Here is a 15,299-nt window from a genome sequence, read left to right on the forward strand (position 1 = left end):
GCATGCACGCGCCACGCACGAGGGTGCAGCGGCGCCCCGTGCATGGGGTGTTGTTGCTGGACAAACCGCTGGGCCTCTCCAGCAATCAGGCTTTGCAGAAGGCCAAGTGGTTGCTGCGCGCGGAAAAAGCGGGCCATACAGGCACGCTCGATCCGCTGGCCAGCGGCGTGCTGCCACTGTGCTTTGGCGCCGCCACCAAGTTCAGCCAGATCCACCTGGATGCCGACAAGACCTACGAGACCACGGTGCGCCTGGGCGTCAAGACCCGCACGGCGGATGCCGAAGGCGATGTCATCGAGACCCGCCCGGTGACCTGCACCGTGGGTCAGGTGGTCGAGGTGCTGGACCGTTTCATGGGGCCGATCCAGCAGGTGCCGCCGATGCACAGCGCGCTCAAGAAGGACGGCAAGGCGCTCTACGAATACGCCCGCGAAGGCGAGACGGTCGAGCGCGAGGCCCGCCACGTCGTCATTCACGACCTCGAACTGCTGGACATGCAGTTGCAGGGCGATGCGCCCCATTTGAGCCTGCTCGTGCGCTGCAGCAAAGGCACCTACATCCGCACGCTGGGCGAAGACATCGGCGAGGCCCTGGGCTGCGGCGGCCACCTCACCATGCTGCGGCGTGTGGCCACGGGGCCTTTTGATGTGTCGCAGTGCCTGGCCCTGGATGCACTTGAAGCCATGAGCGAAGAAGAGCGCCTGGCGCGCCTCTTGCCTGTGGAAACGCTTTTGCAAGGTCACGACCCGGTCATGCTCGACGCCGAGCATGCGGGGCGGTTTCTCAGTGGCTTGCGCCGCCGGGGCGAATGGGCCGACAGCGCGCGTGTGGCCGTGTTCGGCCCGGCGCCGGGCGGACATCCACCGGCCACATCCTTACCTTCACCGGTCTTGCTGGGCAGTGCCCACACCACGGCCGGTGAACTGATCCCGGGGCGACTGCTGAGCCCCTCCGAAATACAGCAAATCCTGGAAACCTCACCGGAACTCTCATCATGAGCAAACAAATCCGCAACATCGCCATCATCGCCCACGTTGACCATGGCAAAACCACCATGGTGGACCAGCTGCTGCGCCAGTCGGGCACCTTTGCCGAACACGAAAAAGTGGTCGACACCGTGATGGACAACAACGCGATCGAGCGCGAGCGCGGTATCACCATCCTGGCGAAAAACTGCGCGGTGAGCTGGGAAGGCACGCACATCAACATCGTCGACACCCCCGGCCACGCGGACTTCGGCGGAGAGGTCGAGCGTGCGTTGTCGATGGTGGACGGCGTGGTGCTGCTGATCGATGCCCAGGAAGGCCCGATGCCGCAGACGCGCTTCGTGACCAAGAAGGCGCTGGCCCTGGGCCTGAAGCCCATCGTCGTGGTCAACAAGGTGGACAAGCCGGGTGCCAACCCCGACAAGGTCATCAACGCTGCCTTTGACCTCTTCGACAAGCTGGGCGCGAACGACGAACAGCTGGACTTCCCCGTGGTGTATGCCTCCGGCATCAACGGCTGGACCTCGTTGGTGGAAGGTGCACCTGGCGAGCAGTGGGGCCCCGACATGTCGGCCCTGTTCAACACCGTGCTCAAGCACGTGCCCGCCCAAACCGGCGACGCCACCGCACCGCTGCAGCTGCAGATCTCCGCGCTGGACTTCTCCACCTTCGTGGGCCGCATTGGTGTCGGTCGTATCAGCGCCGGTGTGGTGAAGCCCGGCATGGACGTGGCCGTGATGGAAGGGCCTGATGGCAAGACCATCAAGGGCCGTGTCAACCAGGTGCTGACCTTCCAGGGCCTGGACCGCGTGCAGGTGACCGAAGCCGGCCCGGGCGACATCGTGCTGATCAACGGCATTGCCGACATCGGCATTGGCGTGACGATCACCGACCCCTTGAACCCGGCGCCTTTGCCGATGCTCAAGATCGACGAGCCGACGCTGACCATGAACTTCTGCGTCAACACCAGCCCGCTGGCCGGACGCGAAGGCAAGTACGTGACCAGCCGCCAGGTCTGGGACCGTCTGCAGAAGGAGCTGCAGAGCAACGTGGCGCTGCGCGTCAAGGAAACCTCTGAAGACGGCATTTTCGAAGTGATGGGCCGTGGTGAACTGCACCTGACCATCCTGCTGGAAAACATGCGCCGCGAGGGCTACGAGCTGGCCGTGTCCAAGCCCCGCGTGGTGTTCCGCGACATCGACGGCGTGCGCCACGAGCCTATCGAAATGGTGACCGCGGACATCGAAGAACAGCACCAGGGCGGCGTGATGCAGGCGCTGGGTGAGCGCAAGGGCGAACTGGTCAACATGGAACCCGATGGCCGTGGCCGTGTCCGTCTGGAGTACCGCATTCCCGCGCGCGGCCTGATCGGCTTCACCAACGAATTCCTGAACCTGACGCGTGGCTCGGGCCTGATCGCCAACATTTTTGACGGCTACGAGCCGCACAAGGGCGACATCGCCAGCCGCAAGAACGGCGTGCTGATCTCCATGGACGACGGTGAAATTTTCACCTACGCCCTGGGCAAGCTCGACGACCGCGGCCGCATGTTCGTGAAGGCGGGCGACCCCGTGTACGAAGGCATGATCGTGGGCATCCACAACCGCGACAACGACCTGGTGGTGAACGCCACGCGCACCAAGCAGCTGACGAACTTCCGCGTGAGCGGCAAGGAAGACGCCATCAAGATCACGCCACCGATCGAGTGCACGCTGGAATACGGCGTGGAGTTCATCGAAGACGACGAGCTGGTGGAAATCACGCCCAAGAGCATCCGCCTGCGCAAGCGCCACCTCAAGGAACACGACCGCAAGCGCGCCAGCCGCGAAGGCTGACCCGTCGCCTTGCAGGCCGCCGTCTTCCGGGACGCGGCCTTTTTTCTGCCCTATTCATGCCCTTTCGCGCCCTCAGCCGACTGACGCACACGCAGGCGGTCCTCGTCATGATCGCGGTGACCCTCATGTGGTCGATCGCCGGCGTGGTGTCTCGCCAGCTCGAGTCGGCAGCGCGGTTCGAGGTCACCTTCTGGCGCAGCGCATTCACCGCGCTTTCGCTGCTGGTCATCCTTCCCTGGTGGCGTGCGGCCGACCGGGCGGCGGGGCAGATCGCTGACGATCCTGCGCAGAGCTTTGTCGAGCGCCACTGGGGTGTGCTGGTGCGCTCCAAGGCGTTTTGGGTTTCCGGCGTGTGCTGGAGCGTGATGTTCACCGCCTTCATGCTGGCGCTCACGTTCACCACGGTGGCCAACGTGCTGGTGATCATGTCGGTCGGCCCGCTGTTCACGGCGCTGGTGGCGCGTGTGGCCATCGGCCAGCGGCTGGCCTTGCGCACCTGGGCTGCGATCGTGGCGGCCGGTGTGGGCATCGTCTACATGTACGGCAGCCAGTTCCTCCAGGCCTTCAGCGATCCGGCCACGCAGGCCAGCGGGCTCGTGGTGGGCTCGCTGGCCGCGCTGTGCGTGCCGGTCGCGGGCGCCATCAACTGGACCGTGGTGCAACGCAGCCAGACCCATGGCGAGAAGATCGATCTCGTGCCATCGGTGCTGTTGGGCGGTGTCTTGTCGTCGCTGGCGACCTTGCCTCTTGCGCTGCCGTTCCTGGCCACGGGCACCGACGTGGCCTGGCTGGCCATGCTGGGTCTAGTGCAGCTGGCCATTCCCTGTGCGTTGGCCGTGGTGTGCGCGCGATCGCTCAAAGCGCCCGAGGTGTCGTTGCTGGCCTTGCTTGAGGTGATCTTCGGCATCCTGCTGGCCTGGCTCGGCGCAGGTGAAGCGCCAGGCACCGAGGTACTGACGGGGGGCACGCTGGTCATCGGCGCCCTCGTGCTGAATGAATTGCTGGGCTGGCGTTCGCGAGCAGGCACACCGCGTATCCAGACCGTGGACAAACAGCCACAATGACCCACTGAAACGGAAGATCGAAGATGACCACCACCGCACTCGAAAGCCATGTAGTTGTTGAAGTCCGAGGGCGCGTGGGCTGCCTCACGTTGAACCGGCCCAGGGCGCTCAACGCGCTGTCGCTGGACATGGTCCGCGTGATCACTCAGGCGCTGAAGGAGTGGAAGGATGACGCTGCCGTGCTGGCGGTCGTGGTGCGCGGCGTCAGCAAGGACGGTCCTTTCGGTGCGTTTTGCGCCGGCGGAGACATTCGCTTTTTTCATCAAGCGGCCCTCGCGGGTGACGACGCGCTCGAGGCGTTTTTTACAGAAGAGTACGCGCTCAACCACCTCGTCCACACCTACCCCAAGCCCTACATCGCCCTCATGGATGGCATCGTCATGGGCGGAGGCATGGGCATCAGCCAGGGGGCCAGCCTGCGCATCGTGACCGAGCGCAGCAAGCTCGCCATGCCGGAGACCAACATCGGCCTCTTTCCGGACGTGGGTGGCGGCTATTTCCTGAGCCGCTGTGCAGGGCGCCTTGGGGAGTTCCTTGCCCTGACCGGGCATGTGCTCACGGGTCGAGAGGCCATCACGGCAGGCCTTGCGGATGGCTTCATCGACTCGGGGCGCCTGCCCGGACTCTGGGCTTCGCTGGAGAAGACACCGTTCGAGAACGGTGACTCGGTGGAGCGCTGGTGCGCCAGCCACCTCAACAAGACGCCCGCGCCCGCGCCATGGCCGGTCAAGGAAGTCGATCGCGTGTTCGGGTTGCCCGACATGCAGCAGATCATGGCGGCGCTTGACGCGACCGACAGCGACTGGGCGCGCCACACCGCGGCCGCGCTGCGCCAACGCTCACCGCTCATGCTCCATGTGGTGCTTGAACAGATTCGCCGTGCGCGCGGCATGGGCCTGGCCGACGATCTGCGCATGGAGCGCGACATGGTGCACCGTTGCTTCCATCTGCGCCCGGCAGCGGCCAGCGAAACGGTGGAAGGCATACGTGCACTCGCGATTGACAAGGACCATGCACCGAAGTGGCATCCCGCTCTGATCGAAGAGGTCTCGCCTGCGCAGGTTGCGGCCTTTTTTGAAAGCCCGTGGGGTTCTGACGCACATCCGCTGCGCGAGCTGGGCTGAGTCGGCCTCCGTCAGAGTTGGTGGTACACCGCGTCTGCCAGTGCCATCAGTGCCTCACGTGTCAGCGGACCGCTCAACGCATAGCCGAAGCCATCGGCAACCCAATAGAACCCAGGTACCGGTCCGTCCTGGGTGAACCGAAATGCCGTTTCACGCGTGGCGTTCTTGAGGTCGGGCAAAGCCGGATCAAGTGCCCCCAGGTAGAGCGTCACGCGCACGCCCTGGGTGTTCTGGAACATGAATTGCGCACGTGCACCGGCATCCCCGGGCAGCAGGCGCCCCCCCACCAGCGAGTACCCCTGGGCCTGCAGTTCAGGCACCTTCAAGGTCTTGCCGATGCGGCGCGAAAGCCATTGAACCAGGTGCGCCTGCTCGGCGGCGCTCACCTCGACCGGGTGCCGAGTCTCCGGCGAGTAGACCGCATGGGCCACCGCGGCATCGCGCGCGAACGTGGGCAGTGCGGCCAGGGTGTTGCTGTGCAGGCCAGAGGCAGGAGGCCAGTGACCCCGTCCGAGCCAGCCCGCGCTGAAAGCCAGCACCACGCTCGCCGCGAGGCCCCCCCAGCGCTGCCAGCCTACGATGCGCTGGTGTGAGCCGTTCATGCGATGTGCGGCCTCGTGCAAGGCGGCCGGCAAAGGTGCATCGAGCAGTTCCCGGTGCAGGCCTTGCAGGGCACCGCGTTGGGTTTGCCAGTTGGCGAGCCGCTCGCGTGCAGCTTCGTCGTGCTGCAGCCGTTCTTGCAGTGCGGCGCGCTCGGCACCGTGCACCTGGCCATCGATCAGGGCGTTGATCTCAGCGTCGGTCAAAGGTGGGTGAGAGGAAAACTTGTCCATGGCGTGGGGTGGCGCTATTTCAGCCGCTTCAGGTGCGGGGCAATCGGCGAGCCAGGGCGCTGCTCCTTCTGGTCGACGGCGGGGGCATTCATCAGCGCCTGCAGGCGGGTGCGGGCGCGAGACAGGCGCGACATCACGGTGCCAATGGGTGTGCTGGTGATGCGCGCGACCTGCTCGTAGCTCATGTCTTCCAGGCTCACGAGGAGCAGTACGGCGCGCTGCTCGTCGGGCAGTTGCAGCAGGCACCGCTGCAGATCCAGCGCGAGGTCTTGCGCAGTGCCGGGCGCGACCAGTTCGGCTTGTGCGTCGTCCAGGTCCACCCGCGTCAGTGTGGCCGAGCGCCGCAAGCTTTGCCGCACACCGCTGGTGTGCAGGTTGTGCATCAGTGTGAACAGCCATGCCCTCAAGTCTGAACCCACGGCCCAGAGCCGCCATTTGCTGCAGGCGCGCTCCAGCGTGTCTTGCACCAGGTCATCTGCCGCCCATCCGTCACCCGTGAGTGCACGTGCGTAGCGGCGCAAACCGGGGATGTGGGCGATGAGATCGGGCGGGCTCATGGCATGGCGCGTGCGGCCGTTCGAGAGGCGTCAGGGTTTGGCAACGTGCCAGACGTTGTTGAAGCCGTCGCCGGTTTTGTCTCCGGGCTTGGCGTCTTTCGCCCAGTGGTACAGCGGCTTGCCCTTGAAGGCCCATTGTTTCTGGCCATCGTCGCGGGTAATGACGGTGTATTCGCCCATCGTGGCGTCGCTGGCGCTGGCCATGAGGGGTGGCCAATTGGTGGCGCATGGGCCGTTGCACATGGACTTGCCGCTGCCCGCGACGTCGCGGTCAAAGGTGTACAGCGTCATCTGCGCGGGGCCGACCAGCACCCCATCGGCCGTGCGGGCCGGTGCAGGTGCGTGCATCGAGGCGCAGCCGCCGAGCAGCGCGGCGACCAGCGTGAGGGACATCAGGGATTTCATGGCGCGTTCTCCGTTGGGTTGAGCAGAAGAAGGTCTCTGCATGGGAACGAACGCCAGCCGGGTGGGTTTTATTCCGGCGTGTTGAAAAAAATCAGCGGCTGCGCGATTTCATCGCCCGCTCGACCTCGCGCTTGCCTTCGCGGTCCTTGATGGTGTCGCGCTTGTCGTGCTCGGCCTTGCCCTTACCCAACGCAATCTCGCACTTCACCTTGCCGGTTTTCCAGTGCAGGTTCAGCGGAATCAACGCGTAGCCTTTTTGCTCGACCTTGCCGACGAGGCGGCGGATCTGCTCCTTGTGCAGCAGCAGCTTCTTGGTGCGCACGGCGTCCGGGCTGACATGCGATGAGGCCGTGTGCAGCGGGTTGATCTGGCAACCGATCAGGAACATCTCGCCTTCGCGGATCACCACGTAGCCGTCGGTGAGCTGCACTTTGCCTTCCCGCAGTGCCTTGACCTCCCAGCCCTCGAGCACCAGACCGGCCTCGAAGCGTTCCTCGATGGCGTAGTTGAAGAGTGCCTTGCGGTTCTCGGCGATGCGACTGTCTACGCCTTTGGTGGGAGCGTCTTTGCTGTTTTTGGTGGACATGAAGGGGGAAGTTGTGGCCGTTTCAGGCCAATACAATGAGCCCGATTGTATGAAAACGATTCACAAGTCCGTTCTGCTCTGGCACAGCGCGCAGGAAATGTTTGCGCTGGTCACCGACATCGAGCACTACCCACAGTTTCTGCCCTGGTGCGAACAGGGCGAGGTGCTGGAGAAGACCGACGATGGCATGGTCGCGCGCGTGGGCATGGCCATCAGCGGTTTGCGCCAGAGCTTCACCACCCGCAATACCCACGAGATCGATCGCAAGGTGCAGATGGAACTGGTGGATGGGCCGTTCTCAAAACTCGACGGCGTCTGGGCTTTCACGCCGCTCGGCGATGGCAGCCAGCGTGCCTGCAAGGTGGAGTTCGAGCTGAGCTATGGCTTCTCCAGCTCGGCGCTCGCGGCACTGGTGGGTCCGGTGTTTGACAAGATCGCGGGCAGCCTGGTGGACGCTTTTGTGAAGCGGGCCGATCAGGTCTACGGCACCGACTGACGGCAACGATGCACATCACCTTGATGTATGCCGTGGCGCCTCGCACGGTGGAAGAAGCGGTGGTTGAGCTTCCCGAGGGCGCCACGCTGGGCCAGGCACTGGACCGCGCTGGCTGGTTGCAGCGTTTCCCCGAGATTGACAGCGCAGCGCTTGCGCTGGGTGTCTGGGGTCACAAGGCCGAGAGGAGCCGCGTGCTTCGCGAGGGTGACCGGGTCGAGGTGCTGCGCGCGTTGCGGGTTGACCCCAAGGTGGCCCGCCGTGAGCGCTTTGTGGGGCAGGGCGCTCGCTCCACCGGGCTGTTTGCGCGGCGGCGCCCGGGGTCGAAGGCGGGTTACTGAGCTGCCGACTTGGGCATCGGTCCGCAATCGCTGCGGATGATGTCGTCCATGCGCCGGGCTTCGGTGGCGCGCATCTTGTCGTCCATGATCTCGCGCTCGCCCTTGGCGTTGGTGGTGGCCAGCCGCACGCCCGAATCCATGGTGGCCTTGGCCTGTTTGGCGCGGGCACAGCTGTCGGTGCGGGCCTTGGCAACGCGTTGTTCCTCGGCCTTCTTGCGCGCCTCTTCAGCCTGTTCGGCCTGCTTCTTTTTGGCTTCGAGCTCTTTGTCGGCGGTGGGCAGCGACGGTGCGGGCGCAGCAGGGGCTGGTGCTGCAGCGGCGCCAGGCGCGGCCGGCTCGGCCGTGGCTGCCGCAGGTGCTGCGGCTGCGGCAGGCGCTGGCTGGGGGCGGCTGCCGCCAGGGCGCTTCACGATGTCCTTTTCAGCCACCCCCGCGGGCGGTGCCGTGTCGCTGAACACCGTCTGCTTGCCTTCTTTCCAGGCCCATTGCGCCGACGCTGCGGTGCAGGCAACGAGCAGAAATCCGGTGGCCAATGCGGTGCGCCAGAACGGTAGAAGCGGTCGGTTTTGAAGCATTTGGCGAGTGTAGCGGCGGGTCTGCGGGCGCACGGGGGCATCTGCAGGTACAACCGCCACAAGCCGTCGCAGTGGTCGTTTTTTGCGCCTGAGCGGTAGGCGGCATGGGCCGGTGTGTGCGGGTTTGCCCCAAGGTCGGCCGGCTACAATCGACGCTTTTGGAGCTTTACCCATGCGCCTCCTCGGCAAAGCGCTCACCTTCGACGACGTGTTGCTGGTGCCAGCGTACTCCCAGGTCCTCCCCAAGGACACCTCGCTTGCCACCCAGTTCTCCCGCAACATCCAGCTGAACCTGCCCCTGGTTTCGGCCGCCATGGACACCGTGACCGAGGCCCGTCTGGCGATTGCCATCGCCCAGGAAGGCGGCATAGGCATCATCCACAAGAACCTCACCGCGCAAGAGCAGGCCGCGCATGTGGCCAAGGTCAAGCGCTACGAGTCGGGCGTGCTGCGCGACCCGGTGGTGATTTCTCCGCAGACCACCATTCGCCAGGTCATGAAGCTCTCTGACGAGCTGGGCGTCTCGGGTTTCCCGGTGGTGGACGGCGGCAAGGTGGTGGGCATCGTCACCGGGCGCGACCTGCGCTTTGAGACCCGTTACGAACTTCCCGTAAGCGAGATCATGACGCCGCGCGAGCGCCTGGTCACGGTGCCCGACGGCACCACGCCCGCCGAGGCCAAGACGCTGCTCAACAAGCACAAGCTGGAGCGCCTGCTGCTGGTCAACGACGCCTTCGAGCTCAAGGGCCTGATCACCGTCAAGGACATCACCAAGCAGCTCAACTTTCCGAACGCCGCGCGCGACGCCGCTGGCCGCCTGCGCGTGGGTGCGGCGGTGGGTGTGGGCGAAGGCACTGAAGAGCGCGTGGAAGCGCTGGTCAAGGCGGGCGTCGATGCCATCGTGGTGGACACGGCGCACGGCCACAGCAAGGGCGTGCTCGACCGCGTGCGCTGGGTCAAGCAGAACTACCCGCAGATCGACGTGATCGGCGGCAACATCGCCACCGGCAGCGCCGCGCTGGCGCTGGTGGACGCCGGTGCGGACGCGGTCAAGGTCGGCATCGGCCCGGGCTCCATCTGCACCACGCGCATCGTGGCCGGTGTGGGCGTGCCGCAGATCATGGCGATCGACAGCGTGGCCACGGCCTTGAAGGGCACGGGCGTGCCCATGATTGCCGACGGCGGCATCCGCTACAGCGGCGACATTGCCAAGGCGATTGCGGCGGGAGCCAACACGGTGATGATGGGTGGCATGTTCGCCGGCACCGAAGAAGCGCCGGGCGAGATCGTGCTGTACCAGGGCCGCAGCTACAAGAGCTACCGCGGCATGGGCTCGATTGGCGCCATGCAGCAAGGCAGCGCCGACCGTTACTTCCAGGAAAGCAGCACCGGCAATCCGAACGCCGACAAGCTCGTGCCCGAAGGCATTGAAGGCCGTGTGCCCTACAAGGGTTCGGTGGTGTCGATCATCTTCCAGATGGCCGGCGGCCTGCGTGCGGCCATGGGCTACTGCGGCTGCCCCGGCATCGAGCACATGCGCGAAAACGCCGAGTTCGTGGAGATCACGGCCGCCGGCATTCGCGAGAGCCATGTGCACGACGTGCAGATCACCAAGGAAGCGCCGAACTACCGCGCCGACTGATCGCCGCTCACGCCCCGAAAAAAACGCCCCTCCCGAGGGGCGTTTTTCATGGTCAGAGCATCAGGCTCACATGGGCCGACACCACGCGCCAGCCCTCGGGCATGCGCATCCAGGTCTGGCTCTGGCGGCCAATGCGTTCGCTGCCTTCGCGGCGGAACTCGATGTTGGCCACCGCCATGTCGCGGCCGAAGGTGGTGACCTGCCGCGCCGTGACGGTGCGCATGAGGTTCGCGGCCGGGCGGCCCTGGCGGAAGGCCTGGATGGCGTCAAAGCCGTAGAGGTTTTCGCCAGCGCCGTAGCGCAGCGTCAACGGTGACCGCCAGAACAGTTCGTCGAGCACGGCCACGTCGTTGGTGACCAGTGCCTGTTCGTAGGCGTCAAACACGGCGTTGACTTCGGCGAGCACGTCGGGGAGGTTGATATCGGTGGGAGAAGACATGGCGGTTTTGAAGGGGGGAGTCACTTGCCGCCCCAATGGACGAAGCGGCGTTCTGCGATCAAAAAGATCAGGTTCATGGCGTAGCCCAGGGCGCCGGCGGCAAAGATGGCTGCGTACATCTCGGGCATGTCGAACACCATCTGGGCGTTCATCACACGCTGCCCCAGCCCATCGGTGGAGCCGATGAACATTTCGGCCACGATGACGATCACCAGCGCGAGCGACACCCCCGAGCGCATGCCGACGAAGACCTGCGGCATGGATTCCAGCAGGGTGACGTCGGTCAGCACGCGCCAGCGCGGGGCGCGCATCACGCGGGCGGCGAGCTGGCGCTGCTTGCGCGCACCCATCACGCCATAGGCCACATTGAACAGGATCACGAGCGCGGCGCCAAACGCCGCCACGGCGATCTTGGTCTGTTCGCCAGCACCGAAGATCACCAGGAACAACGGGAACATGGCCGAAGCGGGCGTGGAGCGGAAGAAGTCGATGGCGAATTCGATGGATTCGTACAGGCGCTGCGAGGCGCCCAGCACGATGCCCAGCGGCACCGCCACCACCAGCGCAATGGCAAACGAGCTGAGCGTGCGCACGATGGTCTTGCCGAAGTCGGCACCCAGCGTGCCCTGCGTCATGCCATTCCAGAACGCACCGGCGGCCTCCGCGGGCGAGGGCAGCAGCACAGGGTCAACCGCGCCGGCCGCGTGGATGAGCGCCCAGCCGGCGATGAGAATGAACACGCCCAGCAGCGGGCGCAGGCGGTAGAGCCAGGCAGGGAGTTTCATGCGCGCACCTCACGCTGGAAGATTTCGAGGGCCCGGGTCTTGGTCTGCACAAAGGCGGGGGTGACGGTGGTGTCGGCGCTGCGCGGGCGCGGCGCGTCAAACACCAGCCGCTCGGCCACGCGCGTGGGGCGTTTGGTGAGCAGCAGCACTTCGTCGGCCAGCAGCACGGCTTCGTCCAGATCGTGTGAGACCAGCAGCGTGGTCACCGAGCGTTCCTTGAGCACCTTCTGCAGCGTGCCGCGCAGGAACATGACCATCTCGTAGTCCAGCGCCGAGAAGGGCTCGTCCAGAAACAGCACCTCGGGTTCGACCACCAGCGCCCGCATGATGGAGACCAGCTGCTGCTGGCCGCCCGACATCTGGTACGGGTAGCGGTTGAGGTCGAACGAGACGTCAAAGCTTTCCACCACTTGGTCGAGCAGGGCCTGCCGTTCGGTTTTGGTGAGGTCGAGAAACTGCAGCGGGTAGCGGATGTTGTCGATGGCGCGCATCCAGGGAAACACGGCCTCGCGGTAGTTCTGGAACACGTAGCCGATGCGCGTGTCCTGCGCCTCTTTGCCCTCGAACAGGATCTGTCCGTTGTCGTACGGCAGGATGCCCGAGATCATGTTGATCAGCGTGCTCTTGCCGCAGCCGTTGGGGCCAAACACCGAGGTGATCTTGCCCTTGGGAATGTCCAGGTCGAACTGGTCGTAGACCGTCACGCCGTCGAAGCGCTTGGTGAGGCCGCGCACGGTGATGTGCGTGCCGACCGGGTACCAGCGGTGCGAGGTGTCGTTGTGCGCCCCGGCCATGGGGGTGGCCGGAGGTGGGGGGAAGGCATCGTTCGAGGGCATGACTCGCATGGGGTGGGGTGTCCGCTTCAGATGATCAGAAGGCCTTGAGCAGCGCCTTGGCGTCGACCTTGTCCTTGATCACGCCGAACTCGACGCCGAGGTCCAGAAACTTCTGGAAGTCGGCCACGTCGGCGGGCGATAGGTCGGCGGCCATGACGATGCGTGGCAGCGGCACGGTAGCGGCCAGCTCGGGTGGCACCTTCATGCCGGCGATCAGGTAGCCGCGCGTGCTGCTGTCGCTCTGCGCTTCCTTCACGCCGCGCGCCCAGGCGTCGGCAAAGCGCTTGGCCACATCGGGCCGCTCGCTCACGAACTTGTCGGCCAGTACGGCACCGGCGGCAAAGGCGCTGGCGTTTTTGTTGCCCAGCAGGTGGGTGGCGATCACGCCCGTTTCCACCCGCTTGCCCACCTTCTGGGCGACCATGATCGTGGCAGCCGGCTCCAGCGTGTAGCCGCCGTCGAAGGTGCCGGCCTGCAGCACGCTGGCGTGCATGTTGATGGGCTGCTCCTGGATGGTGAAGTCGGTGCCTTCGACCAGCCCCAGCTTCTTGAGCACGGCGCGCGCCGCGCCGATGTTGGCCGGGCCGGGCGCGGAAAACAGCTTGATGCCGCCCTTGAAGTCCTTGAGCGACTTGGCCGGGTGACTGGCCTTGACGACGAACTGCTCGATCACGTGGGCGCTGTTCTGGCCGTTGAGCGAGAGGTACTTGAGCGTCTTGGCGCGGCGCGATTCCATGTTGGCGCCTTCGAGCGTCACCAGGTTGGCGGCGCCGTCGATGTTGCCGGCGACGATGGCCTGCACCGTGAGTGGGTGGCTGGTCATGGGCACTTCTTCCACTTCAAGCCCGGCTGCCTTGAAGAACCCGCGGTTCTGCGCGATGTAGAACGGCAGCGCCGCGCTGGAGGGGAACACGCCCACGCGCACGCGGTCGGCGGCCTGGGCGTGCGGGAGCAGCGCGGTGCACAGGGTCAGGGTGGCCAGGGCTTTGGCGGCGAGGGAAAGGAAGTCAGCGCGTTGCATGGCGGGTTTCTCCGTGAAGTGACAAAAGGGTCTGCCGTGGGTAGAGCGGCGGTTGAAAGAACGAATGGCCAGCGCGGTAGACGCGGTCCTCGGACATGTCGGGAGGCGCCCCGGTTTCGGCCGCCCCCTCGAAGGTGAGTTCGAGCTGCACGCCGCTGGGGTCGTAGGCGAACAGCTGCCACAGCGTGGTGCCGGGCACCAGAAACTCGCGCCACGCCAGGCCCGCCGCCGCAAACCGCGCGCGGTAGGCGTGGTAGCCCACGCAGGCGAGCGAGAGGTGGTCGATGGCGGCGCTGCCGCTGGGCACGTGGTCCAACCCGGCCAGCGCGGGGCCACCGGCATACACGTGCACGATGGCCTGGCCCCCCGGCTGCGGGCAGGCCAGCCAGGCGCCGGGGTAGCCGAAGTCGGGCCGGGCCACCTCGCGCAGCCCGATCACGCCACACCAGAAAGCGCGCGTGAGGTCGAGGTCGCTGGTCTTGATGGCCAGGTGGAACAGGCCCAGCGTGAAGGCACCGTCGCCGGGGATGTGTGGAGCGTGGGGGCTCATGTCTTCTCGCCGAGTGCAACGTCGCGGAAGAGGCGCGTGAGGTCGTCGATGAACGGGTCCTCGGTTTTCCAGCGCGCGCCGGCCACCGGGTCAGCGCCTTGCAGCATGGTGTCGGTGGCGCGCACCGAGAGTTCCATGGCGAAGCGGATGCGTTCGCGGCGGGCCAGGTCGATCGCGTCCAGCCAGTCGCGCACCCCGTGCTGGCCGGCGCGCACCGCGGCTTCGATGAGCAGCGCGGCACAGCTCGCGTCTTCCATGGCTTGCGTGGCACCCTGGCCCAGCGTGGGCGCCATGCCGTGGGCGCTGTCGCCCAGGTAGAGCACCTGCCGCACGGGTTCGACAAAGCGCACGTCGGACTCCTGCATGCGCGCCCAGTGCGCGTGCTCGGCCTGTTCGCACATGGCGTCGACCAGCCAGCGCACCGCAGGCGAGGCCTCGCGGCCTTCGGGCAGGAAGGCGCGGCGCATGCCTTCGGGCGTTTTCCAGTCGTCCGGTATCGCCGCACCGGCTTCAATGGGGTAGGTGCCGGCGATGTAGATGTGGTCGGGCGGCACGCGAAACGCGAGCAGGCGGTGGTGGCGGTTGAACCACTGCTCGTAGTCGTCCACCAGGCCTTGGCTGCGGTCCTGCACCAGCACCCGCAAGATGGCCACGCCCACGTGCCGCGTCTCGGGCAGGCCGGAGAACGCGGCGCGGGTGGCCGAGTAGCGGCCGTCGGTGCCGATCAGCAGGTCGATGCCCTCGATGGCGTGGGCTTGGCCGTTTTCCGTCCAGGCCACGCGGGTGCGGTGGGGGTCCGCCGGGTCGGCGCCGATGGACGTGACCTCGCAGCCGTACCGGATGGCCGGGCCCGCGCCGCTGCGCAGGATGCGGTAGAGCTCGGACCATCGGATCCGGATGCCCGCGTTGTCGGCCACACGCGCCAGCGGCAGGTCAAAGAGCACGGTGCCATCGGCGAGCGAGGTGCGCCACTGCGTCCATGGCAGGCTCTGGCGGATGACGTCGTCGGCCAGCGCCGGGTCGCAGGCGCGCAGGGCCTTGATGGCGTTGGGGCCGACGTTCAGGCCAGTGCCGGCTTCGCTGTGGTCGTCGGGCGCCACGCGCTCCAGGCACGTGACCGCCACGCCGGGCAGCGCCGCCAGGCGCCGGGCGAGGATGGCACCGGCCACGCCGGCGCCGACGATGACGACTTTTCTCAGGGTGGACATGGTCGGGGTTTTCTCCAGA

18 protein-coding genes are annotated in these 15,299 nt (G+C 66.1%); 7 read left to right on the forward strand and 11 right to left on the reverse strand.

What is annotated here, in order from left to right:
* Positions 1-2: 2 nt before the first annotated feature.
* The 4 genes from truB to KXJ60_RS02030 are packed head-to-tail and all read left to right on the forward strand — an operon-like array spanning position 3 to position 5,009.
* The gene (gene truB, locus KXJ60_RS02015; RefSeq protein ID WP_291123736.1) at positions 3-998 is read left to right on the forward strand and encodes a tRNA pseudouridine(55) synthase TruB; all 996 of its coding nucleotides are present in this window, start codon (positions 3-5) and stop codon (positions 996-998) included.
* The gene (typA, locus tag KXJ60_RS02020) at positions 995-2,821 is read left to right on the forward strand and encodes a translational GTPase TypA (protein WP_291123737.1); all 1,827 of its coding nucleotides are present in this window, start codon (positions 995-997) and stop codon (positions 2,819-2,821) included. The genes truB and typA overlap by 4 nt, the downstream gene beginning before the upstream one ends.
* Positions 2,822-2,877: 56 nt before the next feature.
* Positions 2,878-3,885, forward strand: a complete 1,008-nt coding sequence (locus KXJ60_RS02025; protein WP_291123738.1) for a DMT family transporter — start codon at positions 2,878-2,880, stop codon at positions 3,883-3,885.
* A gap of 23 nt (positions 3,886-3,908) precedes the next feature.
* On the forward strand, positions 3,909-5,009 hold the full coding sequence (locus tag KXJ60_RS02030) for an enoyl-CoA hydratase/isomerase family protein (RefSeq protein ID WP_291123739.1): 1,101 nt from the start codon (positions 3,909-3,911) through the stop codon (positions 5,007-5,009).
* Between the two features lie 11 nt (positions 5,010-5,020).
* On the opposite strand, the gene KXJ60_RS02035 is transcribed toward KXJ60_RS02030, so the two are convergent.
* The 4 genes from KXJ60_RS02035 to smpB all read right to left on the reverse strand — a co-directional run bounded on the left by KXJ60_RS02035 (position 5,021) and on the right by smpB (position 7,390).
* Entirely contained in the window at positions 5,021-5,842 is an 822-nt protein-coding gene (locus KXJ60_RS02035) for an anti-sigma factor (protein WP_291123740.1), read from the reverse strand.
* Between the two features lie 14 nt (positions 5,843-5,856).
* Entirely contained in the window at positions 5,857-6,399 is a 543-nt protein-coding gene (locus KXJ60_RS02040; RefSeq protein ID WP_291123741.1) for an RNA polymerase sigma factor, read from the reverse strand.
* Positions 6,400-6,429: 30 nt separating this feature from the next.
* A complete protein-coding gene (locus KXJ60_RS02045) occupies positions 6,430-6,804 on the reverse strand; it encodes a hypothetical protein (protein WP_291123742.1) in 375 nt (124 codons plus the stop codon).
* A gap of 91 nt (positions 6,805-6,895) precedes the next feature.
* Positions 6,896-7,390, reverse strand: coding sequence for an SsrA-binding protein SmpB (gene smpB / locus KXJ60_RS02050; RefSeq protein ID WP_291123743.1), 495 nt, complete (start codon positions 7,388-7,390; stop codon positions 6,896-6,898).
* A 49-nt stretch (positions 7,391-7,439) separates the two neighbouring features.
* Between smpB and KXJ60_RS02055 the strand changes: the two genes are divergently transcribed.
* Positions 7,440-7,886 carry a type II toxin-antitoxin system RatA family toxin gene (locus KXJ60_RS02055; RefSeq protein WP_291123744.1) on the forward strand — a complete coding sequence of 149 codons (447 nt, stop codon included), beginning with the start codon at positions 7,440-7,442 and terminating at the stop codon, positions 7,884-7,886.
* Positions 7,887-7,894: 8 nt separating this feature from the next.
* Entirely contained in the window at positions 7,895-8,224 is a 330-nt protein-coding gene (locus tag KXJ60_RS02060; RefSeq protein ID WP_291123745.1) for an RnfH family protein, read from the forward strand.
* On the opposite strand, the gene KXJ60_RS02065 is transcribed toward KXJ60_RS02060, so the two are convergent.
* Positions 8,218-8,799 carry a DUF4124 domain-containing protein gene (locus KXJ60_RS02065; RefSeq protein ID WP_291123746.1) on the reverse strand — a complete coding sequence of 194 codons (582 nt, stop codon included), beginning with the start codon at positions 8,797-8,799 and terminating at the stop codon, positions 8,218-8,220. The two genes, KXJ60_RS02060 and KXJ60_RS02065, sit on opposite strands and share 7 nt — an antisense overlap.
* 172 nt (positions 8,800-8,971) lie before the next feature.
* Here KXJ60_RS02065 and guaB point away from each other — a divergent pair, with 172 nt between their 5' ends.
* Positions 8,972-10,441, forward strand: a complete 1,470-nt coding sequence (guaB, locus tag KXJ60_RS02070) for an IMP dehydrogenase (RefSeq protein ID WP_291123747.1) — start codon at positions 8,972-8,974, stop codon at positions 10,439-10,441.
* Positions 10,442-10,493: 52 nt separating this feature from the next.
* Here guaB and hpxZ read toward each other — a convergent pair whose 3' ends face one another.
* The 6 genes from hpxZ to KXJ60_RS02100 form a co-directional block, all read right to left on the reverse strand.
* Positions 10,494-10,880 (reverse strand): oxalurate catabolism protein HpxZ, encoded by a 387-nt coding sequence (gene hpxZ, locus KXJ60_RS02075; protein WP_291123748.1) that lies wholly within the window; start codon positions 10,878-10,880, stop codon positions 10,494-10,496.
* 20 nt (positions 10,881-10,900) lie between these two features.
* The gene (locus tag KXJ60_RS02080) at positions 10,901-11,665 is read right to left on the reverse strand and encodes an ABC transporter permease (RefSeq protein WP_291123749.1); all 765 of its coding nucleotides are present in this window, start codon (positions 11,663-11,665) and stop codon (positions 10,901-10,903) included.
* Positions 11,662-12,459, reverse strand: a complete 798-nt coding sequence (locus KXJ60_RS02085; RefSeq protein ID WP_291123777.1) for an ABC transporter ATP-binding protein — start codon at positions 12,457-12,459, stop codon at positions 11,662-11,664. Before KXJ60_RS02085 ends, KXJ60_RS02080 begins: the two co-directional genes overlap by 4 nt.
* A 76-nt stretch (positions 12,460-12,535) precedes the next feature.
* Positions 12,536-13,522: an ABC transporter substrate-binding protein gene (locus KXJ60_RS02090; protein ID WP_291123750.1), complete on the reverse strand. Its 987-nt coding sequence runs from the start codon at positions 13,520-13,522 to the stop codon at positions 12,536-12,538.
* Entirely contained in the window at positions 13,509-14,072 is a 564-nt protein-coding gene (locus KXJ60_RS02095) for a VOC family protein (protein ID WP_291123751.1), read from the reverse strand. Before KXJ60_RS02095 ends, KXJ60_RS02090 begins: the two co-directional genes overlap by 14 nt.
* Positions 14,069-15,280, reverse strand: a complete 1,212-nt coding sequence (locus KXJ60_RS02100; RefSeq protein WP_291123752.1) for an FAD-dependent monooxygenase — start codon at positions 15,278-15,280, stop codon at positions 14,069-14,071. The genes KXJ60_RS02095 and KXJ60_RS02100 overlap by 4 nt, the downstream gene beginning before the upstream one ends.
* Positions 15,281-15,299 lie beyond the last annotated feature (19 nt).

It is taken from the genome of Hydrogenophaga sp. (genome assembly GCF_019264445.1).
Lineage (GTDB): Bacteria > Pseudomonadota > Gammaproteobacteria > Burkholderiales > Burkholderiaceae_C > Hydrogenophaga.